Here is a 23480-nt window from a genome sequence, read left to right as displayed (position 1 = left end):
CTTATAAAATAATTTTCACTCCTTCTGTGTTAATTTTAGAAACATGAATATCGAATTCAAGCCCCGTTTTTTTATAAACATGATCGATGCCTTCTGCAACGTTTTTAGCCACTTGTAATCCTTTACTTAATGCAAAAATAGAAGGTCCAGATCCCGAAATACCACAACCTAAAGCTCCTTTTTCGAGCGCAATATTCTTTACTTTTTCAAACTCTGGAATTAAGATAGATCGCAGGGGTTCAATAATAACATCCTCTAAACTTCTACCGATTAACTGGTAATCATTAGTGCACAAACCAGCAACGAATCCACCAACATTTCCCCATTGTTGTATTGCCTTTTGTAACGAAATTTTGTTTTTAATTACTGATCGGGAATCAGAAGTCTTCACCTCGATTTGTGGATGGATTATAGTCATCACGATATCTTTTGGAGTATTCAGTTTTATGATATCCAAGGGGTGATAACTTCGAACTAATGTAAATCCGCCAAAAAGGGCAGGAGCCACATTATCGGCATGGGCGTTACCACTAGCTAATTTTTCTCCTTCCATAGCAAATGAAACGAGCTGTTGCTTGGTAAATGGCCGACCAAGTAAGTAATTCACGGCCCAAACTGCCCCCGCACTACTGGCAGCACTACTTCCAATTCCACTACCTGCTTTAATTTTTTTATAGATTTCTATAGTTGCACCAATGTTTTGGTCATATTGGCGTAATAATGCTTCGACTGCAACTCCGGCTACATTTTTATGGGTTTCTAGCGGAAGATCGGCACCTTCAATTTTGGTAATAGTCACATTTGGGTCTTGTGTTAAGGCAATTACCATTTCATCTCCAACGGTGTCAAGACAACAACCCAAAACATCAAATCCACAGGAAAGGTTAGCAACCGTTGCGGGAGCAAATACTTTTAGGCTTTTTGTAGTCATTCTTTCTTATTTTTTACCAATTCGAATAATATCTGCAAAAATTCCTGAAGCAGTAACTTCTGCTCCGGCACCTGCTCCCTTAACAATTAATGGCTGTTCTGCATATCGATCAGTGTAAAATAATACGATATTGTCACTTCCTTCGAGATTATAAAAAGGATGATCTGGTGAAATGTGTTGTAATCCAACTTTTGCCATCTCATTTTCATATTGTGCAACATATTTTAGTCGACAATTTTGCTCATCAGCTTTTGTTAATAGCTCGTTGAAATGAGATTCATTCGCTTTTAACGAATCAAAAAAATCGTCAACATTATCGGTATCAAGACTTTCTTGCGGTAAGAAGGCATCGTTCTCTATATTTTCCAACTCCATCACTCTACCACTTTCTCTGGCTAAAATAAGTATTTTGCGCGCTACATCGATTCCACTTAGATCAATTTTCGGATCAGGTTCTGTATACCCTTCTTCTTGTGCCTGCTTTACAATATCATAAAAATTTGTACCTTGTTTGTAGTTGTTAAAAACAAAATTAAGGCTACCAGATAGTACTGCTTGTATTTTATGAATAGTATCGCCTGATGCAATCAAGTTGCTAAGGGTGTTTATTATTGGTAAACCTGCGCCTACATTAGTTTCGTATAAAAAAGAGGCATCAAACTTTCTAGATAGATCTTGTAACTCTTCATAATTGCTGTACTCATCTGCACAAGCTATTTTATTGCAAGTTACCACAGCCATACTTTCACTTAAATAATACCTATAGATTTTGGCAATATCGGGATTTGCAGTGTTATCGACGAATATAGAGTTTCTTAGGTTCATTTTTTTGGCAGTTTCGAAAAACTCCTGTGCATTTGCTTTCTTACCTTGTTTTAATAATTCTGACCACTGATTTAGGGCTATCCCCGTTTCCTTAAAAATCATTTTTTTGGAATTGGATAAACCCACAACTCTTATTTTTAGGCGTAATTTATTTTTGAGATACTCATTTTGCTGATCTAACTGTTCTAAAAGTTTGCTTCCAACATTTCCGACTCCGGTGACAAATAGATTTAATTGTTTCGTTTTGACCTCAAAAAAACGCTCATGTAAGGTATTCAATGCCTTTTTGATATCTTTATCTTCAATCACTACCGATATATTTTTTTCGGAAGCCCCTTGTGCAATTGCTCGAATATTTACATTATTTTTTCCTAGAGTACTAAACATTTTACCGCTCAAACCCTGATGCTGATACATATTATCACCTACCAAAGCAACAATTGCGTTATTATTTTCAATTTTGATAGGTTCTAATTTATTTTTAGAAATTTCAAATTCAAAAGTTGTACTTAACACATGTTTTGCCCTTTCGGCATAGTGTGTTTCGATAGCCAGACAAATAGAATGCTCAGACGAAGCTTGTGTTATCAAAATCACATTAATATTTTCAAAAAACAGGGCTTCGAACAAACGTTTTGAAAATCCAGGAATACCTACCATGCCGCTCCCTTCAATAGAAAGTATAGAAATGTGATCAATATGACTAATTCCGGTTACGGATTTTTTTCTGGTTTCAACGTTTCGAGTAATCAACGTACCCTTATCTTTGGGTTCGAATGTATTTTTAATGAGAATAGGAATATTTTTTTCGAGTACCGGATGAATGGTAGGAGGGTAGATCACTTTGGCTCCAAAATGAGAAAGTTCCATAGCCTCGTGGTACGAAATATGATCGACTGGTTTTGCTTGCTTTACAAGCTTTGGATTTGCGGTAAACATCCCACTAACGTCTGTCCAGATCTGTAATTCTTTTGTATTCAAGGCTGCAGCCAGTATCGCTGCTGTAAAGTCAGACCCACCTCGACCCAGCGTAGCAGGTTCGCCATCTGACGTTTTGGCTACAAAGCCAGGAAGTAGACATATGTCATTTTTAAATTGCGATGCGAAGGCTGTGATTCTTTTATTAGTTTCTGTATAATCTACGGCAACTTTCGAATCGGGTGTTTTTACGATGATCTCCCGTGCATCTTTTAATGCGATATCTAGTCCCTTTACTTTGGCAGCTTCTGTAATGATATATGAAGAAAGTAATTCGCCAAAACTTGATATGACAGCAGCAGTTTTTTCTGATAACTCACTTAATAAAAATGCGCCCTCACATAGTGATTCTAAAGTATTAAATTCTGCTTTTACCTTACTCATAATGGCACTTCGAGAAGCTACCGGGATGAGCGTTTTTATGATATCAAAATGGCGTCTTTCTATTTCGGCAAGAGTATCTTTATATTCCTCATTATTACTCGAAGCTTGTTTACCTGCCAAAAGAAGCAGATCGGTTACCCCGCCCAGGGCAGAAACCACGACAAATAAAGATTCACGCTTTGCTTGTTCTTTAATAATAGCTATCACTTTTTCGATGGTTGCCGCATTGGCTACTGAAGAACCTCCAAATTTTAGAACGTTCATAATAAAATTTTGATTGAAATTGATGATGTAAATTTTCTACTGTACCTTACGTTTATGATAAACTTATGTACTTTTTGCGGTGGTGATATATCATATAATTAACCCCTAAGGGTAATATTCGTAGAAGTACCAATAATAGCAGAAATCTCAGATCCAGCAGTAGTTTCTGACAAAAGAGACAAATTTTTGAAGTAAAAGGTACTCATCATTACTAGTTTCTAAAACTGATTCAAATGTATACTTTTTTATTTTTACAGAAAATTAAATACGTATAAACCTTAAATTTTTGTTAATCAGAAGCTATATTTCAAAATTCATTGCATAATTTTTAAAATTGAAATGAAATAGCACTACTTTTTGAAGATATGAAAATATTGTCTGCACAACAAATGCGAAAAGCTGATGAAGCTACGCTTAAAATCGAACAGATAAGTTCTCTAGAATTAATGGAACGCGCTGCCACAAAAGTATTCGATACTATACATCGTCGTCTACAAAGTGCTCCTGTGCATATTCATGTTTTTTGCGGTATTGGTAATAATGGGGGAGATGGTCTTGTTATTTCCAGGTTGCTAGAAGAACACGGTTATTACGTGCGCACATACATCGTTAACTTTAGTGAAAATAGATCAAAAAATTTCTTATCGAATTATGATAGGCTTAAAAGCATGTCAAAAGAATGGCCGACACAATTACGGTCTGAGAACGACCTTCCTACACTTTCACAGCACGATATCGTAATTGATGCCATGTTTGGAATAGGTCTGAATAGGCCTTTGGTGCCCTGGGTAAAGCAATTGATAAAACATATTAATACGTTTAAAAGTTTTGTTATTGCTGTTGACATTCCTTCTGGTTTGTATACCGATAAAGCGCCCGATGATCCAGAAAGTATACTATATTGTGATAGTACAATCACCTTTCAACTTCCCAAATTAGTATTCTTTTTACCAAATACAGGAATATATACCAGAGATATAGAGGTTATAGATATAGGGTTAGATCGAGAATTTCTTCAGCAAAGTGAAAGTGTTGCTCAATTAATCGGTAAAAATGAGGTATTGCCTCTCTATCGTTCTCGTAATACGTATACTCACAAAGGTACTTACGGGCATTGTGTGTTAATTGGAGGAAGTTATGGTAAAATAGGAAGTGTACTACTCTGCACTAAAGCGGCTTTAAAAATCGGTACTGGTCTGGCTACGGCTTATATTCCAGAATGCGGTTATACTACGATGCAAACCGCAGTGCCAGAAGCTATGGTAATCACAGATGATGATGATGAATTATCTGAAATTCATTTGGATTTTGAAGTTTCTGCCATAGGGATCGGAATAGGAATGGGAACGCATGAGAAAACAGTAAAAGCTTTTTATAAATTCTTAGAAAAAAATACTACACCTATGGTTATCGACGCCGATGGCCTTAACATTCTAGCAAAAAATCCTGGTTTTTTGAAAGAACTACCACCAAAAACGATTTTAACTCCGCACCCCAAGGAATTAGAGCGGTTAATAGGTGAATGGAAAGACGATTTTGATAAATTGAATAAAATCAAAGCGTTTTCAACTACATATGACTGTATTATTGTTGCCAAAGAAGCGCATACTATCACTATTTACGAAGATCAATTATATATAAATACCACAGGAAACCCAGGTATGGCCACGGCAGGAAGTGGTGATGTCTTAACCGGAATCATAACGGGTCTATTATCCCAAGGTTATGAACCTTTACACGCCGCGATGTTTGGAGTTTATATTCATGGAAGTGCCGGGGATTTAGCTGCTTATAAACAAGGATTTGAAGCTACTTTGGCAAGCGACATTATTACTAACCTGGGAGCAGCTTATTTGAAGCTTTTTGAACAATCCAAAAAATAGCACCATAGCCCCGTTGCAATCAGGTTAAATATTATGGTTATAGTAACAATTTAATATATAATTTAGAGTTATTTTCGTATATATATATAATCTTAAAAGCAAAAACGATGATCAAAAGGATGTTTATAATAGCAGTTGCTATACTTGCTGTATCATGTTCTAGTGATGATGGACCACCAACATCTACTCTAGAAGTAAATGCATTAAATGTGGTAACGTTACAAGGATCAGCTATTTATCAAGCTTGGTTGAGAACAAACGGTAACACTATTTCTTTAGGAACTTTTCAAGACAATAGTTTTCCAAAGACCTTTAGTGTGTTAACAGAGGATTTAAATAATGCAAATGAATTTTTTATTACCATAGAAAGTAGCGCTAGCAATACCCCTTCAAACACTCGTCTTGCTTCAGCGAGTTTTAACGGCAGTAGTAACACAGCACAGTTAAGTTCGTTGCAAACCATAGGGGATTTTAATGGAATTAGTGGAAACTTCGTATTACGAACCTTTACGGGAGCCACAGCAAATGGCGATCCTAACGGAATTTGGTTTACCAACACCTTAAATGGATCTCAAACCATAACACCCGGTTTAAATCTTCCCCAATTGTCTTCGGGATGGAGTTATGAAGCATGGGTAGTATTACAAGATCGAAACGGTGCTAATCTTAATGTTTCTTTAGGAAAATTTTCTCAAGCTAATCAAAGTGATACTAGTGATATATTTAGTGGGCAAACTGATGGACCTTCTGTTCCAGGTGAAGACTTTCTTAATGAAGCTGCCGGAAATTTAATTAATATTGATGTTCCCGTGAATCTAGCTGGAAAAAGTGGATTTATTACCATAGAACCTACTACCTCTGATAATAGTTCTGAACCATTCTACATCGAATTGCTATCCTTTCAAAATGCGCAAGCTAATGAATTGAATGGTATGAATACAAACAATTTTTTCATTACAGGTAGTGTTAGACGTTAATCATAGCATATGATTTTTCTAATTTGTTTTACATTTTAAAAGGAGCAGGTAAAAGAGCATTTCAAGCCCATTAATTACAATTATTATTTTTACAGACATAGTTATTGATGGGCTATAAGATTGTGTTATTAATCTTGTATCGTCTGCCAGGTAGGTATTAACCAAAGTTTGATTTTAAACAAATCGGTTTTTAAAAATAGCACTTTGGTGCTATCACCTCGAAAGCCCTAGAATACTTTACTTGTAAGCATCGCGTAAAGCAGGTAAAAGAATGTCTATAGAACTAAATACTATAGTTATTTAATTCACCTTCTTGGATGAAAAGTGTTCATCACTTCAGTCAGGTGGGTTCGATCTACATGCATGTAAATTTCTGTGGTTGTAATACTTTCATGGCCCAACATTAATTGAATAGCCCTTAAATCAGCTCCATTTTCAAGAAGATGTGTTGCAAAAGAGTGTCTAAAGGTGTGCGGACTTACTTTTTTTTGAAGTCCGGTTTGTGCTACTAATCTCTTAATGATGGTAAAAATCATGGCTCTAGTGAGCTGGCTGCCTCTACGATTCAAAAATAGCGTATCCTCATGACCTGATTTTATGACCATATGATTTCTTATTTCACGAATATAGATATTGATATATTTCTGCGTGGTGTTACCAATAGGTACAAAGCGTTGCTTATCACCTTTACCTGTGACACTTATAAAACCTTCATCAAAAAATAGATTCGATAATTTTAGTTCGGTCAATTCGCTAACTCGAAGTCCGCAACCATATAACGTTTCAATAATCGCTCTGTTACGCTCTCCTTCAGGCGTACTTAGATCAATTTGTGCAATGATGTTATCAATTTCATCAACAGATAAGGTATCAGGCAGTTTTCTGCCAATTTTTGGAGATTCAATGAGATCCATCGGATTCGTTTCTCTATAGTCCTCGAAAACCAGATAATTAAAAAAACTTCGTAATCCGGAAATAATCCGGGATTGTGAACGTGCATTGACCAATTTTGCCGTTTCGAAGACAAATTGTTGTAAAGTTTCTTTATTTATAGCTAAAGGCGAATCTTTAATTTCTGATTTTTCTAAAAATGTTAGCAATCGTTGAAGATCTAAAGCGTAATTGATAATAGAATTTTCAGAAAGGCCTCGTTCTATTTTTAAATAGTGTATATAATCCTTAATGGCATGATTCCAATTCATGAAGCTAAGATAAAAAGAAAACCATCCCTGATTGGGATGGCTCTTTTAAATGTAAAGATTTTTTATTAAAATTTATAGACCAGACCTAAAGTGATATCATCCAGGTCTAATCCAATTTCAAAAGTGTCTGTAGATTCAGCACCTTCAAAATCTGGCTCTACTGTAACGTATGATAGCGCACCCCAAGCTGCTTCTATAGCTATATTAGGACTAAGAAAATAGTTTATTCCAGGGCTGAAACCGATACCAAAACCATCTGTTTTAAAATCTCCGGTTCCAAAATCAGTATCAGTACTCAAATAACTTATTGCCAGTTCTCCAAAGAATGAGAATTTATCGGCAGGGGTACTATAATATCTACCAAAACCACCTATTTCTAGTGTGTTGATATCTAATTCTTCTACAAATGTATCTTCAATTACCGTATTCTCCAAAGACTCACTCACGTATCCGGCTCTTAATCCAATAACGAAATTGGAATCAACAAAATACCCTACACGAGGTGTTAAAGTCAATGTATTTGACTTTGTGTCTCCTGTTTTAGTTGATCCATAGCCTACGGCACCAGAGATAAAGACATCTCCATTAGCAAATCCTTCAGATCCAATAGCATCCTGAGCTTTTGCAGTTACAAAACTTACTACCGCCATTGCAGTTAACATTACTTTTTTCATGATTGTTGTTTATTAAATATTAGTACTTAACTAGTATTATCTGGTAAAAAACGCTTAAAAGTTTATATTATTTTATGATTATTATTGTAGATTATAATGGTATTGATAATCAATACTATAACTATCAAATTTTGTTAAATTGTGAAAAAAAGTAACATAAAAATTAGTTATATCGACAAAAACTGTAGTTTTGCCGACTAATTTATAATTCAATCATAAAATGAAAAAAATTTTAGTATTTGCAGTTTTAGCTTCACTAGGTATAGTAGCAACTGCGCAAGAAGAAAACATTAGATTTGGAGCCAAGGCAGGAGTAAACTTTGCTAGTATTGGTGGTGATGAGACTGATGATCTTGATGGTCGTACCTCATTTCATCTAGGTGCAATAGTGGAAATTCCAATTTCAGAAAAATTTGCTTTTGCTCCAGAATTGCTTTATTCCTCTCAAGGTGCAAAGTTTGATGATTTTGAGTTCGATTCTACTAGTGGTGAAGAGTTTTCTACTGAAAATACCATTAGGCTAAATTACATTAATGTACCTTTAATGGCTAAGTTTTATGCCGCTGAAGGTTTTAGTCTTCAGGCAGGACCTCAAATAGGATTTTTAACTTCAGCTAAAGAAAAAGTTGAAGGAGAAGGTATTGATGCAGAAGAAGATATCGATGAATTTTACAAAAGTATAGATTTAGGTCTTAATTTTGGTGCAGGATATCAACTACCAGCGGGTATTTTCTTTGATGCTCGTTATAATTTAGGGTTATCTGATCTTGCCGATGACAGGGAAGATGGTGATGACAATAGAATATCCAACAATGTATTTCAAATTTCTGTAGGATATAAGTTCTAATACCTTATTTAAATAACGTTTGTAAAGCATCTTGAATTTTCATCAAGATGCTTTTTTATTTGGCTACATTTAAAAAATAAACCTACTTTTGAGTAGTAATCAAAAATGTTATGCAAAAACAGACTGTTTTATTCATTCTTATGCTTACGTATTCGGCCTTAGTTTTGGCACAACAAGATGAGGATCCCTTGTATACGCGAGCTGGATTTAAAATCGGATTAAATTATGCCAATTTAGCAGGAGATATTGATGACACAGAGGCAAGAATACGTATGCACCTAGGGGCGGTAATCGAATTTCCGGTTTCTTCACGATTCTATGTTCAAACAGAAATCTTATATTCGGCACAGGGCTATACAGTAGATGAAAACGGTATAGATAATAAAGTAAGTCTTAATTATTTGGCACTACCTATTATTGCTAAGTATTATTTTACCCCAAGATTTAGTCTCGAAACGGGCCCTAGATTTGCAACTCTAGCCAGTAGTTCGCAATCAGAAGGAGAAGAAACCGACGCGTTTTTTGATACTTTCGAAAATTTTGATTTTGGATGGAATTTTGGAGTTGGATATAAAGCGGAGAGTGGTTTGTTTTTTCAGCTTCATTATGTTTTGGGCATTAATGAAGTAATCGATACCAATGTTCTAGATATATCGGCAAATACTTCGATGTTTCAGTTATCTGTAGGCTATTTATTCAAAACAAAAAATAACCGAAGACAACAACCGGCTGTACAGCAATAAGGAAGTAAACAACTTCCAAATAAAAATGATAAACGCTACAGATAGAAGTTGACATTACAAAAAATATAACCGGCTAATCTCTAATCCTCAATTTTACAAACATATAGCGAATGAAACTCATCATTATTAATGGCCCCAACTTAAACTTGTTAGGAAAGCGAGAACCGGGAATTTATGGAAATCAGACATTTACTGAATTCTTTACAGCCCTTCAATTTAAATTCAAAGAAGTTGAACTGGCTTATTTTCAATCCAATATAGAGGGAGAAATGATTACCAAAATACAAGAGGCCGATGAGGATTATGAGGGCGTTATCCTGAATGCAGGAGCCTATACGCATACTTCTATAGGAATTGCTGACGCGATCAAGGCTATTACTACGCCTGTTGTAGAAGTTCATATTTCAAACACTTTCGGAAGGGAAGAATTTCGACATCAATCCTACATATCACCCCATGCCAAAGGTGTTATTCTAGGATTCGGATTGCAAAGCTACGTACTTGCCATTCAAAGTTTTATAGATCAAAAATGAATCAGACCTATATGAATTGGAGTAGTGGTAAGGATGCTGCTCTTTCGCTATATCATATACAAAAACAGAAGAAATTTCATGTTTCTGAACTAGTTACGACTATAAACCAAGATTACAAACGGGTCTCAATGCATGGTTTAAGAATAGCATTACTAGAACAACAAGCCAGGCAATTGGGTATATCTTTGAGAACCATACCTTTTCCTGCACAGGTATCTATGGAAACCTATACTAAAACCATGGCCATTGCCGTAAAAGCTCTAAAAGAAAGTGGATATACACATTGCGTTTTTGGTGACATTTTTTTGGAAGATTTGCGTGATTATAGAGAAAATGAGTTAAAAAAAGTGGGTATTCAACCGATATTTCCACTTTGGAAACGAGATACAAAAGAGGTCTTTCAGGAATGTATACAGTTAGGATTTAAAGCCATCACTGTTTGTGTAAATGCAAAGTATCTGGATGAGTCTTTCTGCGGAAGGATTTTGGATCAACAATTTTTAAATGATTTGCCAGAAAATGTAGATCCTTGTGGTGAACATGGTGAATTTCACACCTTTGTTTTCGACGGTCCCATTTTTAGCAATCCTATCCATTTCGAAATAGGAGAGAAGGTACTTCGTAGCTATCAACCGGCAACAGATACTAAAGACGATTGTTTTACAGATAACCAGGATCATAGTTGGGACACTTCTTTCTGGTATTGTGATCTTGTGCCTAAAAGATAAAAGAGGATGTCTAAAAAGTTGTCATTCCGAGAGAAGCGAAGGAATCTGTTGAACTTAAATTTTTGATAAACAGATTACTTCAAAATTAAAATTTTTCGTAATGACGTTTTTTAATACTTTTTAGACACCCTCTTTAGTGTATACAAATAAGATTTTCTTCTTTATTACAAGTGGATGACCTCGTCATACGCATCGGCCACAGCTTCCATCACTGCTTCACTCATTGTAGGGTGTGGGTGTACTGCTTTAAGTACTTCATGTCCTGTAGTTTCTAATTTTCTACCTAAAACTGCTTCGGCAATCATATCTGTGACTCCTGCACCAATCATATGACACCCCAACCATTCACCATATTTGGCATCAAAAATAACTTTTACAAAACCGTCTTTTGTACCCGCAGCACTGGCTTTACCTGATGCAGAAAAAGGAAATTTACCAATTTTAAGGTCAAAACCAGCTTCTTTGGCTTGCTTTTCAGTCATTCCGACACTGGCGATTTCAGGAGAAGCATACGTACATCCTGGTATATTACCATAATCGATAGGTTCTACATGCATACCGGCGATTTTTTCTACACAGGTTATTCCTTCCGCAGAGGCTACATGAGCTAAAGCAGGGCCTTTTACCACATCTCCAATAGCATATACTCCGGGGATATTGGTTTGGTACCAATCATTGACTACGATCTTATCTTTATCAATTGCTATTCCTAATTCTTCAAGACCAATATTCTCGATATTGGTTTTAATACCAACAGCAGATAAGAGAATATCTGCTTCTAATGTTTCTTCGCCCTTTTTAGTTTTGACTGTAGCTTTTACACCCTCGCCACTGGTATCTACACTTTCTACAGAAGCATTGGTCATTACCTTAATACCTGATTTTTTAAAGTTTCGCTCGAATTGCTTAGATACTTCTTCATCTTCTAACGGAACCAAATTGGGTAAGTATTCTACGATTGTAACTTCGGTACCCATGGCATTATAGAAATGAGCAAACTCAACTCCAATAGCTCCAGATCCCACAACAATCATTTTTTTAGGTTGCTTTGCCAGAGTCATTGCATCGCGATAACCAATCACTTTTTTACCATCTTGTGGTAAGTTAGGAAGTTCTCTGGATCGAGCACCGGTTGCAATGATAATATGTTTGGCTTCATGCTCACTTGATTTTCCTTTTGAATCTTTGACACTAACTTTATTGCCTGATATGAGTTTACCGAAGCCCTCGATAACGTCAATTTTATTTTTTTTCATCAAAAACTGAACTCCTTTACTCATTCCTTCGGCAACGCCACGACTACGTTTTACCACAGCATCAAAGTCTTTATCAAATTTTTCTATGGTAAGTCCATAATCTGAAGCATGCTTTAGATAGTCAAAAACCTGTGCACTTTTGAGTAGTGCTTTTGTTGGAATACATCCCCAGTTCAAACAAACTCCGCCAAGGCTTTCTTTTTCTACAATTGCAGTTTTAAAACCTAGTTGCGAAGCTCTTATAGCTGTAACATAACCCCCGGGGCCGCTTCCTAAAACGATGATATCATATGTGCTCATAAATTCCAATTTTTTGAAGTCACGAATTTAAGGATAATTGTGCGAACCAAAAAAGGAATTACATATTCCCTAACAATCAAACATTGGATAAATTAAAAAACGCTTTTTTCATAGAAAAAAGCGTTAAGATATATTAAGATCTTTAATGTTATTGCTGTTGAATTGCCATTTTTGGAATAGTTTTCGATTTTAGCTGTAAAGCGGAAGATAAAGCATCATAATTCTGAATATCAATACCATTATCTTCTGCAAAAGCAGAAGGTAGAACAACTATCCTAAATATTTGATTGGTTGTAAATTCTGGTCCCACTAGATTACCATCTGCCACGTCAAAATTTAAAACAATTTCTACATCATCAATAGTGAAATTATATCGATAATTTAAAAAACCGTCCACACTATTTGTTGTTTCATTGAAAAAGAAGAAAGAAGCAGTAGGCAAAGGTTCCCATAAAGGTTCACCATTAGCTGTTCCTTCTCTACGAAATACTTGAACAACATCCGAATCAAAAACTTCAATATTATTATCAATAAAAGAAAAGGTTACTGCAAAATCAGGCGCTCCAAAAGTTACGGGATCTAAATCTATTGTGGTTCCGATAGTATCAAAATCGATAGCATCATCATCGTTTGAGCAGGAAGTTAATAGTAGCGTTGTAAAACAAACTAATGCGAAAATTTTTTTCATAATGAATAATATTAAATAGTTCTAATTTAATTATCAATAAGTGTTCCAAAATTTGGTTACGAATTATCAAAATCAATGCTTACCGAGTTTACACAATATCGCTGACCGGTTTGGGTAGGGCCATCATCAAAAACATGACCCAGGTGACTACCGCAATTGGCACATAGGATCTCTGTACGTATCATCCCATGAGAGGTGTCTCTTACGTATTCAATACTTCCATCGATAGCTTCGTCAAAACTTGGCCAGCCGCAACCCGAATCAAATTTAGAATTACTTTCAAATAAAGCAGCATTACAGGCCATACACGTATACGTTCCTTTATCAAAGTGCATATTGAACGCGCCGGTAAAAGGTCTTTCAGTTCCTTTTTGTCGTAACACTCGATATTGTTCTTCAGATAACTGTGCTTTCCACTCGGCCTCCGATTTTTGTATGGGATACTTACTCATGTTTTGTGTTTTTAGGCTCGAATACCAATGCATCACCATTGATACAATGTCTCATTCCTGTAGTTTCTCTTGGACCATCATTAAATACATGTCCCAAATGACCCCCGCATGTACTACATAACAACTCAGATCGAGCATATCCTAGTTTATAGTCTACATCTTTGTCGACACTACCTTCTATAGCTCGATCAAAACTAGGCCATCCCGTACCACTATCAAATTTGTGTTCACCTTCATACAGAGGTGTTTTACAACCTGCACAATAAAATGTACCCGGTTTATAAATTTTATTTAATGGGCTCGAAAATGGTCTTTCGGTACCTACTTGTCGTAAAATATAGAACTGCTCTGGTGATAATATTTCTTTCCATTCAGCCTTTGTTTTTGAGACCGGATATGTTTTTGTTTCGGTATTCTGATTTTTTTGAGCCGTTCCACTACAGCTCATTAGTTGAAAACCTATAAATAACATGAATAATTTTTGCATAGCGCATCATTTAAATACTGAACTGGTTTAAACTTTTTTCAATTTGCTAAAAAAATGCCGTTTTGCACTTACATTTTATAATTTTTGACTTCCGTAGCGCCGCTATGCAAGTAAAAAATCACTTCATCTAAGCACAAAATCTTTTGCAATCGCACCATCTGGCACCTTCCTATCGGTCGGTCCTGCTTAAATCAAAAAAGTTTAAACCAGTTCACTAAATTAAAGTATTGGTCGAAAAAATATGTGTTTTAATACATAATATTGTGTGAATATCCGTAATTTAACCTAAACGATTTGCGTCAAGCTGAATACTGAAACGAGTTCAGCACAGGTTTGTTTCAGCTTCTCATCCTTAATTTACTGAAAATAAACTTCATGAGATCCTGAAATGAATTCAGGATGACTTCTCAGTTAAATTTTGGGTATACTAAAGAACAATCAATTAATATTGTTATTCATTTATAAATTCGATAATCTTATGAATTACTCTTTTATCCCCTAGAATTTTTCGATGCCCCAATTTTTCAGTTAGTAAAAGTTCTTTATTGTCAAGAGCTTCTGCAATTTCGTGCGCAGCGCTATAGTGCACATCTACATCGTTTTTATCGTGTATCACCAGAGTAGGTGTTTTAACGTACTTTGCCGATGTTGCTCCAGAATAATTATCAAGATCTTCTCCAAATCGGGAGTCAAAATATGATTTTAATAAGCGGGCTACTTTTTTATCCAATTGTAAATTTTTCGCAAAATTCTTAGTGATAGCAGTAATGCTATTAGCAGTACCTATAATCACCAGTTTATGAATAGAAAAACCAAACCGAGTTGCTCTTAGTAGTGACATTCCGCCTAATGAATGCCCTACCGCAGCATGAAACGGACCATGAGTTTTTTCTAAATGATGTATTGTTTCAATAAAGTGCGGCATCATTGTTCGTTTTCCTGGTGATTTGCCATGTGCCGGGGCGTCAAAACTTACAGTACTGTACCCCTGCTTTAGAAGTTGATCGGCTATTTTTGAAAGTTGTGTTCCGCTGCCAGACCAACCATGTACTAATAGGATCTTTTTATCTGAAGTTCCATAGTGATACACCATGACATTCCGGTTTATTTTTTCTATATACACATACGCTTTTTTACTTTTATGATACATCTTTTTTTCTCGCTCTGGCATTTTATAGCCAAATGGAGTTAAAAAAATTCGAGCTGCAAATCGCGACGCTAAAAAAGGAGAAATCCAATTTAAAAATTTACCCGTATACAAGATTGGTTTTGGTAACAATAACGCCTGAACCGGAATCAAATCTTTTTGCGTTGAATCCATGAAATAGTTGAAAATTTTGAGTTCAAAAGTACTAGAACACCAGGTTTTAATATGAAGAATTAAGAACAATTAACATTCTACAATATTATTATGCTGAAATATAATTAAGGAATTGTTTCGTATACCCTATAAAAGTGCTTAATTTTGTAGCTTATTTTTAATAAAGCCCACGTTTGTCACAAATAGAGATAGAAAAGAAAGAACGAAAAGTTCTGTATGATTACCAGAAGCGTGATATAGACAAAATCTTTAGTCGCGTCGAAGAATTTCCTGAACGTTATAATTTACTGTACCAATTACCCACCGGTGGAGGTAAAACGGTTATATTTTCAGAAATTGTGAGGCGTTACATAGAAACTACCAAAAAAAAGGTAGTTGTACTTACACATAGAATAGAGCTTTGCGCTCAAACCTCTAATATGCTTACCGAATTTAGGGTGAAGAACAAGATCATCAACAGCGCCGTTAAAGAGTTGTACGATCAAGGTGAATATATGTGTTTTGTTGCTATGGTAGAGACGCTAAATAACCGACTTAATGATGATCAATTAGAGCTTACCGATATAGGAATGGTTATTATTGATGAGGCACATTACAACTCGTTCAGAAAATTGTTTAAATTTTTTGGTAATTGTTTTATTCTTGGAGTCACAGCTACGCCGCTTAGCTCTAATATGAAACTCCCTATGAAAGACAATTACAATGAACTCATCGTGGGAGACACTATCACATCTCTAATTACTAACGGTTTTTTAGCAAAACCCGTTACCTACACCTATGATGTTGGTTTAGGTTCTTTAAAAATAGGGATGAATGGTGATTATACCGTTAAATCGTCTGAGGAGTTATATACAAATATGATGATGCAGGATAAGCTTTTAAAGGCTTATGAAGAGCGTTGTAAAGGTAAGAAAACACTTATTTTCAATAACGGGATCAATACCTCTATCTACGTATATGATACTTTTAAAAGGGCGGGGTATCCTATTCGACATCTTGATAATACCAATAGCAAACAAGAACGTGAAGATATTTTGACCTGGTTTAAAAATACAGATGATGCTATTTTAACATCGGTAAGTATTTTAACGACAGGTTTTGATGAACCAACCGTAGAGAGTATTATTTTAAATAGAGCGACAAAGTCGTTGACGCTGTATTTTCAAATGATTGGTAGAGGGTCACGTATTTTACCCACCAAACCCGAATTTACTATCGTCGACATGGGTAATAATACGGCAAGATTTGGATTGTGGAATGCCGAAATTGATTGGCAATCTATATTTCGATCTCCTGATTTTTATTATGATAATTTGGTAGGTGATGAAGAAATTGAAAGAAATTTCAAATACATTATGCCTGATGATATAAAAGAAGAGTTTGGCAAATCGTCTGACATTGAATTTGATGTTGAAGAAGAGTATTCTAAAACCAAGAAATTTAATCTAAGAAGCCTTACCGTTTTAGAAAAATCTATAGAACAGCACGCCAAAATGTGTATTGAAAACAGTGAAGATGTTTTTGATGCCCGTATTCTTAGTAGATTACTGGATAAAGATATCGAATTTAGGGTGAAAAGATATTCGTATTGTATTAGTAAAAGTACCAAAAACTATAGAGATTGGTTAGAAGAGGATTACAAAAGAAAACTTAGATCCAAAATCAATCAGTTATTTATGGAATAGTGAGTGGATCTTCTTCTATGAAACGAACATTAAAAAATTTTAAAAATTACTTCCCCATAGGGAATGTATAAAATTTTTAATGTGAGAGCATAGCGGTTACATACGTTCTTAATTTTATAATTAATTCATTTTCAAATAATTAAAAAAATTTAAACGTATGAAACCCTCATGGAGGGATTAGGTATGGCAAGGTAATCGCCTCTACAAAAGAAAATGAATAAAAAATAGGGAAGTAAGCTTAAGGAAATGTTCAAGAATTTTGGCTAAAAAATTTGAAGTCAATCCGTTAAACATAGTTTATTCGTATGAAATTTCTAAAAGATATACCTACCAAAAGATTAGCGGTAAAGTTGAGACCTTCTGCTGAAAAAATGGTAAAAAGAGGACATCCTTGGGTTTTTGCTGATAGTATTAGTAAACAAAGCGCAGAAGGAAAAGCAGGAGATCTGGCTATTGTTTACGATACAAAAAAGAATACTTTTCTTGCCTGTGGTTTCTACGATCCTTTTTCTCCCATAAGAATTAAACTTATTCAATTTAAAAATCCAGCAAAAATTAATGATCAATGGTTTGCAAATAAGATTGATAACGCCTACAATCTTAGAAAGCCTTTATTAGAGACTGATACCAATAGTTACCGACTGCTCTTTGGTGAGAATGACGGTTTTCCAGGTTTTATTGCAGATGTTTACGATTCGGTTTTAGTGATTAAACTGTATTCTCATATCTGGTTTCCTTATCTTAATAGTATACTATCTTATTTACTTAAAGTATCCCAATGTTCGACTATGGTATTGCGATTAAGTCGATTATTACAATCCAACGGAAATATCTACAATTTAAAAGATGGTTCGATTCTATTTGGAAAGCTTCAAAATGAAGCTGTGATTTTTAGAGAACATGGCGTATTATTTTCAGCAAATGTGATTAAGGGCCATAAAACCGGATATTTCTTAGATCATCGGCATAATCGAAAAAGAGTGGGGGAGCTTTCTTACGACAAAACAGTGCTGGATGTATTTTCGTATGCCGGAGGGTTTTCGGTACATGCCCTCTATAACGGTGCTACCGAAGTCTTAAGTCTTGATATTAGTAGACAAGCCCTGGATATGGCTGTTAAAAATGCATCTTTAAATCATCATAAAGGAAAACATCATACTATTACCGTAGATGCATTTGAAGGTCTTCAAAATTTGATCGATGATCAAAAAAAGTTTGATGTAGTAGTTATTGATCCACCTTCTTTTGCAAAGAGAGAAAGTGAAATATCAAAGGCACTAAAAAGTTATGCAAAACTTGCTAGACTGGGTTCAAAATTAGTTAATAATCAGGGTATTTTGGTATTGGCATCATGTTCTTCGCGAGTACTGGCTAAAGATTTTTTTGAGATCTGTGAAGAAAATATAAGCAGTATGGGGCGTACCTATATGATATTGGAAAAAACATACCATGATATTGATCATCCTGTCAATTTTGCAGAAGGAGCCTACCTTAAGTGTGCTTATTATTGTTTAGATTGAGATTGCTGGTGATAATTTATATTTAAATTATGAATCAGATCACAAATAAATAAGTATAAAATTTGAATTCGACATAAGTATCTAAGACTACTAAAAGCCATTAAATTGAGTGATTTTTAAAAATAAAGCTAAAAAAAAAGAATATCCGTAAAGACTCGGGGTTTTACTTCACCTTAAACTTGTTTCAGGATCTCAATTCATAAAGTATTGAAATATTGTTATTTATGAGATACTGGAAGAAATGCAGCATGACACAATTTTGGCAGTAGTACGTATAACGGATATTTGAATATTTAAAAAATCGAATACAGGCTTAATTCATGGATTTTACTCTATTTGTTAAATAAATGAGCAGTATTGACGCTAAGCCATTTGAAATAATAATAATTTTATTAAGCTAAAAACCGAATTACAACGTTATACGATAACAGTATAATTAGTTAGACTATCTTCAAATTTAAGTCTTAAACTATGCCCTTTATCTTTGGTAATCTTGGGTACTTTTTATTTAAGTTTATATCTATTAGGAATTGTTTTTTTGCAAATTGAAAAAATTTATACCAATTTATAATTAAAACTAACTTTTAAAACCTCTATATATAATGAATACCCCAAAAAAGTATAGCATCAATAATCCATTGTATTCTTTTATCTCTTTATTCTCAAAGGACTCTAAAACTATCAACTATTTTATAAAATACTGGGATCTTATTACCCCAGATAAAAATAAATATCTAATTAAAGAGGGAAATTTTTGCAATTACTTATATTTTATAGAACAAGGTGTTGTAAAGAAATATTATAATTCAGAAAAAGGAGAAGTAATTACCAAAATCGGAATAGATAACTCATTTGTTGGGTGTTTAGACTCTTTTTTTATGCAAAAGACCAGCATGTACAATATTAAAACTATAGAAAAATCAATAATTCGTAGACTGTCTTTTAACGATTTTAGTAGTATGCGAGATGAACATCCTGATTTTAATAAAATCATTATTAAAATTATGGAATCTAATTTTAGCAAATTAGAATCGCTCGTTGCCAATCTTAAAAAGGATTCTGCAAAAGAACGATACAAGGCTCTGCTCTCTGAAGAGCCCACTATGTTCTTAAAAGCACCCCTTAAGGATATAGCTTCTTTTTTAAGGATGTCTCCAGAAACATTGAGTAGAATTAGATCAGATTTTTAAAATTCGATTTCTTGATTTAGATCAAGTACATAATTATTATAAATGACTACATTTGAGATGTAACTAATTTACTTTTAAAACCATGAAAACTTTCTCAAATCATAAAAATCAAAATTATTGGATAGACACAATCGTATTTCAATTTTTTTGTGTTATCCAATCCTATTATCTTCAAACTTCTTCTTTAAAACTTGAAACAATAAATACATCTGTATGTTTTTTCAAGGTTCTGTTAACGCGTAATCATATGAAGAAATACAAGTTGCTGCAAAAATAGCAATACAACGAAGCTAGAAGAAAAGCACAATAACTATCTAAACAGAATAAAGGATTTTACCAACTGTTTTTGAAAATCAATCAAAAATTCTTAATAGTAACTTTTTAACAAAAGTAACAATGTTATGATATTATGTGAAATCTTTCGATTGATTTTTATCCATATTAACACTACAATCAACTAGCTGCTTTGTCTTAAGAAAGTAGAGCTTACGGTATTCTTATAATTTTTTTGAACTTCAATTTTATTAATTCTTTTTAACTCTTAAAATCTTTAATTATGAATTTTAAAACTGGTTTTATTTACAATTTGGTCATATTTCTTGGCTTATTATTATTATTTTCTTCTTGTGAAGAAGAACTAGAATCGGATACTATCGATACTATTTCGAAAACTGCTGATTTCACAGAAGGAAATGCAGATTTTTCAAAATATGTAGCTATTGGTAACTCGTTATCGGCTGGCTTTTCAGATTGGGCTTTGTATAGAAAAGCACAAAGTTTTTCTTTCCCAAAATTACTTTCAGATCAACTTAAGAAAGTAGGTGGAGGCGCATTTAAACAACCCTTATGGGGTGATAATTTAGGTGGAGCTTTACTTGGCGGACAGCAAATTCTAGAAAATCGTTTGGTTCTAAAAGGTCAAACTACCATACCAGTTCCGCTTCCTGGGGGAAATGTGGTGCAAACAACGGTATACGATATTAGAAGGGCTGCCGCTACACCAACTACTAGGATATCAAATATTCTAAAAGGACCTTTTCAAAATCTAGGAGTACCAGCAGCCAAAAGTTACGAATTTTTAGCACCGGGATATGGTGATATAAACGGACTAAGCTCTAATCCCGCAACTGCTAATCCTTATTTTGTAAGATTTGCTTCAAAACCTGAAACATCGGTTCTAGGTGATGCACTGGTACAGTCACCAACATTTTTTACTTTATGGGTAGGAAATAATGATGTTTTACTTTATGCTATTTCTGGAGGTGATGGCGTCGATCATAACGAAACTGGAAATACTAATCCAGCTACTTATGGATTTAATGATATTACTAATGTAAATGTATTTAGATCTTCTTTAAATAGTCTGGCTAATGCCCTAACCAAGGATAAGGCAAAAGGGGTAATAATCAATATACCTGATGTTACCACGATCCCATATCTTACTACAGTGCCTTTTAATGCATTAAATCCCAAAATACCAAGAATAGGTTCTAGAATTAATCGTAAAACAAATAACACATATCGATTATTAAATAGAGTATTTCAGAGAATAAACCGTACTAATAGAAAATTAAAACTTCTATCATCAAAGCGAATTAATCCAGTATTGATTAAAGATGAATCTCTTAAGAATATTAGAATTGAAATCGTAAGAGATTTAATTACGAATGAAGGTTTGAAACTAGAAGAAGCTTTACCGTTAGGCGTATTGTATGCACAAGCTAGACAAGCCAATAGAAATGATCTACTGGTTTTGGAGGCTGCAGAGGCGTTAGGAAAGGAAAAAATATTACCAAGTATTAATTTGCCAGATGGTAGCGGTACTATACCGGCAACGTTAGGTTTATATCAAGGAATTACATTTCCTCTAGAAGATATGTTTGTTTTAACTTCTAACGAAATCAGAAAGGCAAGAAATGCGCAAAGGCAATATAATCAGATCATTAGAAATATAGCAGACAAGAAAAATTTGGCATTTTTCGATGCTAACAACTTTACAAAGCAATTAACAGGAGGAGGAATCTCTGCAGGAGATGTTAGAGTTACTTCAGAATTCGTTAAAGGAGGAGCTTTTTCCTTAGATGGTATTCATATTACTCCAAGACTAAATGCTATAATTTCTAACAAAATATCTAAGGCAATAGAAGATAAATATAAAGCGAAATTACCAAGATATAATCCTGCGAAATTCAAGACTATTTTACCGCTTTAAAAAAATAACCTATACTTAATTAAATTGCACAAAAATTGAAGTTCAATTAATGGTGTATTCTAAGTTCAATCCTGGGATACACCATTTTTAATATAAATATATAGTATTTGTATTGATTATTGTTTCTTCTTACTCAGGAAATATTTTGTTGACTGGATACTAGAAATTTAAATGCTCCCAGGCTTACCTGGTCATAAAATTAATTTCCAACCCATATATGATGAGCTCGCTGTGAGGTTAGTTTACTATAAAAGTTATAAAATCTCTAAAGAAGAAATAAAGTTAAGATATGAAGTGGTTATTACTAAAAAAAGATTGTCGTTTTATGTTGCAACGTAAAACGACAATCTTTTTTATTTCTTTTGATATCTTATACTCAAATTAAGATTAGAAGTATAAATTTGAATTAATTAGAAGCAGTTAGTAACGCAAAAAACTTATCCATGTTAGGCAATAAAACGATTTTGGTACGTCTGTTAATTGCCATATTTTCTTCTGAATTGTTTTCAACTAGTGGTTTATAACTACTTCTTCCTGAAGCTATTAATTTTTCAGGAGCAACACTATAATCTTTCTGTAATTTTCGTACGATAGAAGTAGCTCGTTTTACACTTAAATCCCAGTTATCCTGAACCACCGCATTACTAATAGTACGTGGATCTGTATGTCCCTCTACCATAACTTCAATACTAGGCTCTGAATTAATTACACCAGCAAGTTTTTGTAAAATGTCGTTGGCTTTGTTACTCACACGATAGCTTCCTGTTTTGAACAACATTTTGTCTGAAATAGAAATCATGACAACAGTATTATCGATATTGATAGAAATATCTTCGTCTTCTTTAAGACTATCATCCAAAGAACTCTTTAAATTATGAGAAACTGCCAGATTCATCGAATCTTTTAATGTCTTTGCCTGCTGTAATTTATTAGGATCGACTTTAGTAAGTACTTCTCGCATTTTTTCTTTTGAATTGTTAGAAATTGCTGCGATATCATCTACCATTACCATTTTGGTATCACCTTCCTCTTTTAAAGAATTGATTTTAGCATTGTAATCTGCTACTCTAGCTTCAATCTTTGCGAATTTATCTTCTAATTCATCCTTTTCTACCGCAGTTTTTTGTAATGTACTACGTGTGTCTTGCAATTCTTGCTCTAGAGCTACGTATTTTTTCTTTGAAACACAAGAAGTCATAACTACGACTCCTGATAAAATAATAAGTTTAAACGATTTTTTCATGGTTATTTAATTAATAATTACGTTTTGTTAACTGTAGGTTTTTTTATTTATTGCTTATACAATTATTAATGTTTTCACATTCATTTCTTAATAATGCGTTAAGAAAATTTATAGGTCGAAGACAGATACTGATAATTTACAATGGTAATGGCTATGG

General features: G+C 34.1%; 20 protein-coding genes. 10 read left to right on the top strand and 10 right to left on the bottom strand.

Annotated features, from left to right (window positions below; translation table 11 throughout):
* Position 1 precedes the first annotated feature (1 nt).
* Positions 2-931, bottom strand: coding sequence for a homoserine kinase (locus J8281_RS15200; RefSeq protein WP_210198504.1), 930 nt, complete (start codon positions 929-931; stop codon positions 2-4).
* Between the two features lie 6 nt (positions 932-937).
* Positions 938-3382, bottom strand: coding sequence for a bifunctional aspartate kinase/homoserine dehydrogenase I (gene thrA / locus J8281_RS15195; RefSeq protein ID WP_210198503.1), 2445 nt, complete (start codon positions 3380-3382; stop codon positions 938-940).
* Between the two features lie 365 nt (positions 3383-3747).
* Between thrA and J8281_RS15190 the strand changes: the two genes are divergently transcribed.
* Positions 3748-5265 carry an NAD(P)H-hydrate dehydratase gene (locus J8281_RS15190; protein WP_210198502.1) on the top strand — a complete coding sequence of 506 codons (1518 nt, stop codon included), beginning with the start codon at positions 3748-3750 and terminating at the stop codon, positions 5263-5265.
* A 107-nt stretch (positions 5266-5372) separates the two neighbouring features.
* A complete protein-coding gene (locus J8281_RS15185) occupies positions 5373-6242 on the top strand; it encodes an anti-sigma factor (protein WP_210198501.1) in 870 nt (289 codons plus the stop codon).
* Positions 6243-6547: 305 nt separating this feature from the next.
* Here J8281_RS15185 and xerD read toward each other — a convergent pair whose 3' ends face one another.
* Positions 6548-7444, bottom strand: coding sequence for a site-specific tyrosine recombinase XerD (gene xerD, locus J8281_RS15180; protein WP_210198500.1), 897 nt, complete (start codon positions 7442-7444; stop codon positions 6548-6550).
* Between the two features lie 65 nt (positions 7445-7509).
* Positions 7510-8118 (bottom strand): outer membrane beta-barrel protein, encoded by a 609-nt coding sequence (locus tag J8281_RS15175; protein ID WP_210198499.1) that lies wholly within the window; start codon positions 8116-8118, stop codon positions 7510-7512.
* Positions 8119-8338: 220 nt separating this feature from the next.
* On the opposite strand from J8281_RS15175, the gene J8281_RS15170 reads away from it, so the two are divergent.
* The 4 genes from J8281_RS15170 to J8281_RS15155 all read left to right on the top strand — a co-directional run bounded on the left by J8281_RS15170 (position 8339) and on the right by J8281_RS15155 (position 10969).
* The gene (locus tag J8281_RS15170) at positions 8339-8965 is read left to right on the top strand and encodes a porin family protein (protein ID WP_210198498.1); all 627 of its coding nucleotides are present in this window, start codon (positions 8339-8341) and stop codon (positions 8963-8965) included.
* A 110-nt stretch (positions 8966-9075) separates the two neighbouring features.
* On the top strand, positions 9076-9708 hold the full coding sequence (locus J8281_RS15165) for a porin family protein (RefSeq protein WP_210198497.1): 633 nt from the start codon (positions 9076-9078) through the stop codon (positions 9706-9708).
* Positions 9709-9818: 110 nt separating this feature from the next.
* A complete protein-coding gene (aroQ, locus tag J8281_RS15160; RefSeq protein ID WP_210198496.1) occupies positions 9819-10241 on the top strand; it encodes a type II 3-dehydroquinate dehydratase in 423 nt (140 codons plus the stop codon).
* Positions 10238-10969 (top strand): diphthine--ammonia ligase, encoded by a 732-nt coding sequence (locus J8281_RS15155; protein ID WP_210198495.1) that lies wholly within the window; start codon positions 10238-10240, stop codon positions 10967-10969. Before aroQ ends, J8281_RS15155 begins: the two co-directional genes overlap by 4 nt.
* A gap of 164 nt (positions 10970-11133) precedes the next feature.
* Here J8281_RS15155 and lpdA read toward each other — a convergent pair whose 3' ends face one another.
* The 5 genes from lpdA to J8281_RS15130 all read right to left on the bottom strand — a co-directional run bounded on the left by lpdA (position 11134) and on the right by J8281_RS15130 (position 15473).
* A complete protein-coding gene (lpdA, locus tag J8281_RS15150) occupies positions 11134-12525 on the bottom strand; it encodes a dihydrolipoyl dehydrogenase (protein ID WP_210198494.1) in 1392 nt (463 codons plus the stop codon).
* A 148-nt stretch (positions 12526-12673) separates the two neighbouring features.
* Positions 12674-13213, bottom strand: a complete 540-nt coding sequence (locus tag J8281_RS15145) for a hypothetical protein (protein WP_210198493.1) — start codon at positions 13211-13213, stop codon at positions 12674-12676.
* 56 nt (positions 13214-13269) lie between these two features.
* Positions 13270-13665, bottom strand: coding sequence for a peptide-methionine (R)-S-oxide reductase MsrB (gene msrB, locus J8281_RS15140; RefSeq protein WP_210198492.1), 396 nt, complete (start codon positions 13663-13665; stop codon positions 13270-13272).
* Entirely contained in the window at positions 13658-14152 is a 495-nt protein-coding gene (gene msrB / locus J8281_RS15135; protein ID WP_210198491.1) for a peptide-methionine (R)-S-oxide reductase MsrB, read from the bottom strand. Before msrB (J8281_RS15135) ends, msrB (J8281_RS15140) begins: the two co-directional genes overlap by 8 nt.
* Before the next feature lie 451 nt (positions 14153-14603).
* Positions 14604-15473, bottom strand: coding sequence for an alpha/beta hydrolase (locus J8281_RS15130; RefSeq protein ID WP_210198490.1), 870 nt, complete (start codon positions 15471-15473; stop codon positions 14604-14606).
* Positions 15474-15646: 173 nt separating this feature from the next.
* On the opposite strand from J8281_RS15130, the gene J8281_RS15125 reads away from it, so the two are divergent.
* The 4 genes from J8281_RS15125 (at position 15647) to J8281_RS15110 (ending at position 22080) form a co-directional block, all read left to right on the top strand.
* Entirely contained in the window at positions 15647-17158 is a 1512-nt protein-coding gene (locus tag J8281_RS15125) for a DEAD/DEAH box helicase (RefSeq protein WP_210198489.1), read from the top strand.
* 305 nt (positions 17159-17463) lie between these two features.
* Positions 17464-18678, top strand: a complete 1215-nt coding sequence (locus J8281_RS15120) for a class I SAM-dependent rRNA methyltransferase (protein ID WP_210198488.1) — start codon at positions 17464-17466, stop codon at positions 18676-18678.
* A gap of 602 nt (positions 18679-19280) precedes the next feature.
* Positions 19281-19868 (top strand): Crp/Fnr family transcriptional regulator, encoded by a 588-nt coding sequence (locus J8281_RS15115; RefSeq protein WP_210198487.1) that lies wholly within the window; start codon positions 19281-19283, stop codon positions 19866-19868.
* 556 nt (positions 19869-20424) lie between these two features.
* The gene (locus tag J8281_RS15110; RefSeq protein WP_210198486.1) at positions 20425-22080 is read left to right on the top strand and encodes a G-D-S-L family lipolytic protein; all 1656 of its coding nucleotides are present in this window, start codon (positions 20425-20427) and stop codon (positions 22078-22080) included.
* Between the two features lie 406 nt (positions 22081-22486).
* On the opposite strand, the gene J8281_RS15105 is transcribed toward J8281_RS15110, so the two are convergent.
* Entirely contained in the window at positions 22487-23323 is an 837-nt protein-coding gene (locus J8281_RS15105) for an OmpA family protein (RefSeq protein ID WP_210198485.1), read from the bottom strand.
* Between the last annotated feature and the right edge of the window lie 157 nt (positions 23324-23480).

It is taken from the genome of Aquimarina sp. U1-2 (genome assembly GCF_017897595.1).
GTDB lineage: Bacteria > Bacteroidota > Bacteroidia > Flavobacteriales > Flavobacteriaceae > Aquimarina.
Note: the sequence above shows the minus strand (reverse complement) of the source record. Positions and strands in the feature narration are given on the sequence as shown.

Coding starts and splice junctions, on each gene's coding strand:
- J8281_RS15130 (WP_210198490.1), bottom strand. CDS start 15,473: ATGGATTCAACGCAAAAAGATTTGATTCCGGTTCAGGCGTTATTGTTA.
- J8281_RS15165 (WP_210198497.1), top strand. CDS start 9,076: ATGCAAAAACAGACTGTTTTATTCATTCTTATGCTTACGTATTCGGCC.
- J8281_RS15190 (WP_210198502.1), top strand. CDS start 3,748: ATGAAAATATTGTCTGCACAACAAATGCGAAAAGCTGATGAAGCTACG.
- J8281_RS15105 (WP_210198485.1), bottom strand. CDS start 23,323: ATGAAAAAATCGTTTAAACTTATTATTTTATCAGGAGTCGTAGTTATG.
- msrB (WP_210198492.1), bottom strand. CDS start 13,665: ATGAGTAAGTATCCCATACAAAAATCGGAGGCCGAGTGGAAAGCACAG.
- J8281_RS15120 (WP_210198488.1), top strand. CDS start 17,464: ATGAAATTTCTAAAAGATATACCTACCAAAAGATTAGCGGTAAAGTTG.
- xerD (WP_210198500.1), bottom strand. CDS start 7,444: ATGAATTGGAATCATGCCATTAAGGATTATATACACTATTTAAAAATA.
- lpdA (WP_210198494.1), bottom strand. CDS start 12,525: ATGAGCACATATGATATCATCGTTTTAGGAAGCGGCCCCGGGGGTTAT.
- J8281_RS15115 (WP_210198487.1), top strand. CDS start 19,281: ATGAATACCCCAAAAAAGTATAGCATCAATAATCCATTGTATTCTTTT.
- J8281_RS15170 (WP_210198498.1), top strand. CDS start 8,339: ATGAAAAAAATTTTAGTATTTGCAGTTTTAGCTTCACTAGGTATAGTA.
- thrA (WP_210198503.1), bottom strand. CDS start 3,382: ATGAACGTTCTAAAATTTGGAGGTTCTTCAGTAGCCAATGCGGCAACC.
- J8281_RS15110 (WP_210198486.1), top strand. CDS start 20,425: ATGAATTTTAAAACTGGTTTTATTTACAATTTGGTCATATTTCTTGGC.
- J8281_RS15185 (WP_210198501.1), top strand. CDS start 5,373: ATGATCAAAAGGATGTTTATAATAGCAGTTGCTATACTTGCTGTATCA.
- J8281_RS15200 (WP_210198504.1), bottom strand. CDS start 931: ATGACTACAAAAAGCCTAAAAGTATTTGCTCCCGCAACGGTTGCTAAC.
- J8281_RS15145 (WP_210198493.1), bottom strand. CDS start 13,213: ATGAAAAAAATTTTCGCATTAGTTTGTTTTACAACGCTACTATTAACT.
- J8281_RS15155 (WP_210198495.1), top strand. CDS start 10,238: ATGAATCAGACCTATATGAATTGGAGTAGTGGTAAGGATGCTGCTCTT.
- J8281_RS15175 (WP_210198499.1), bottom strand. CDS start 8,118: ATGAAAAAAGTAATGTTAACTGCAATGGCGGTAGTAAGTTTTGTAACT.
- msrB (WP_210198491.1), bottom strand. CDS start 14,152: ATGCAAAAATTATTCATGTTATTTATAGGTTTTCAACTAATGAGCTGT.
- aroQ (WP_210198496.1), top strand. CDS start 9,819: ATGAAACTCATCATTATTAATGGCCCCAACTTAAACTTGTTAGGAAAG.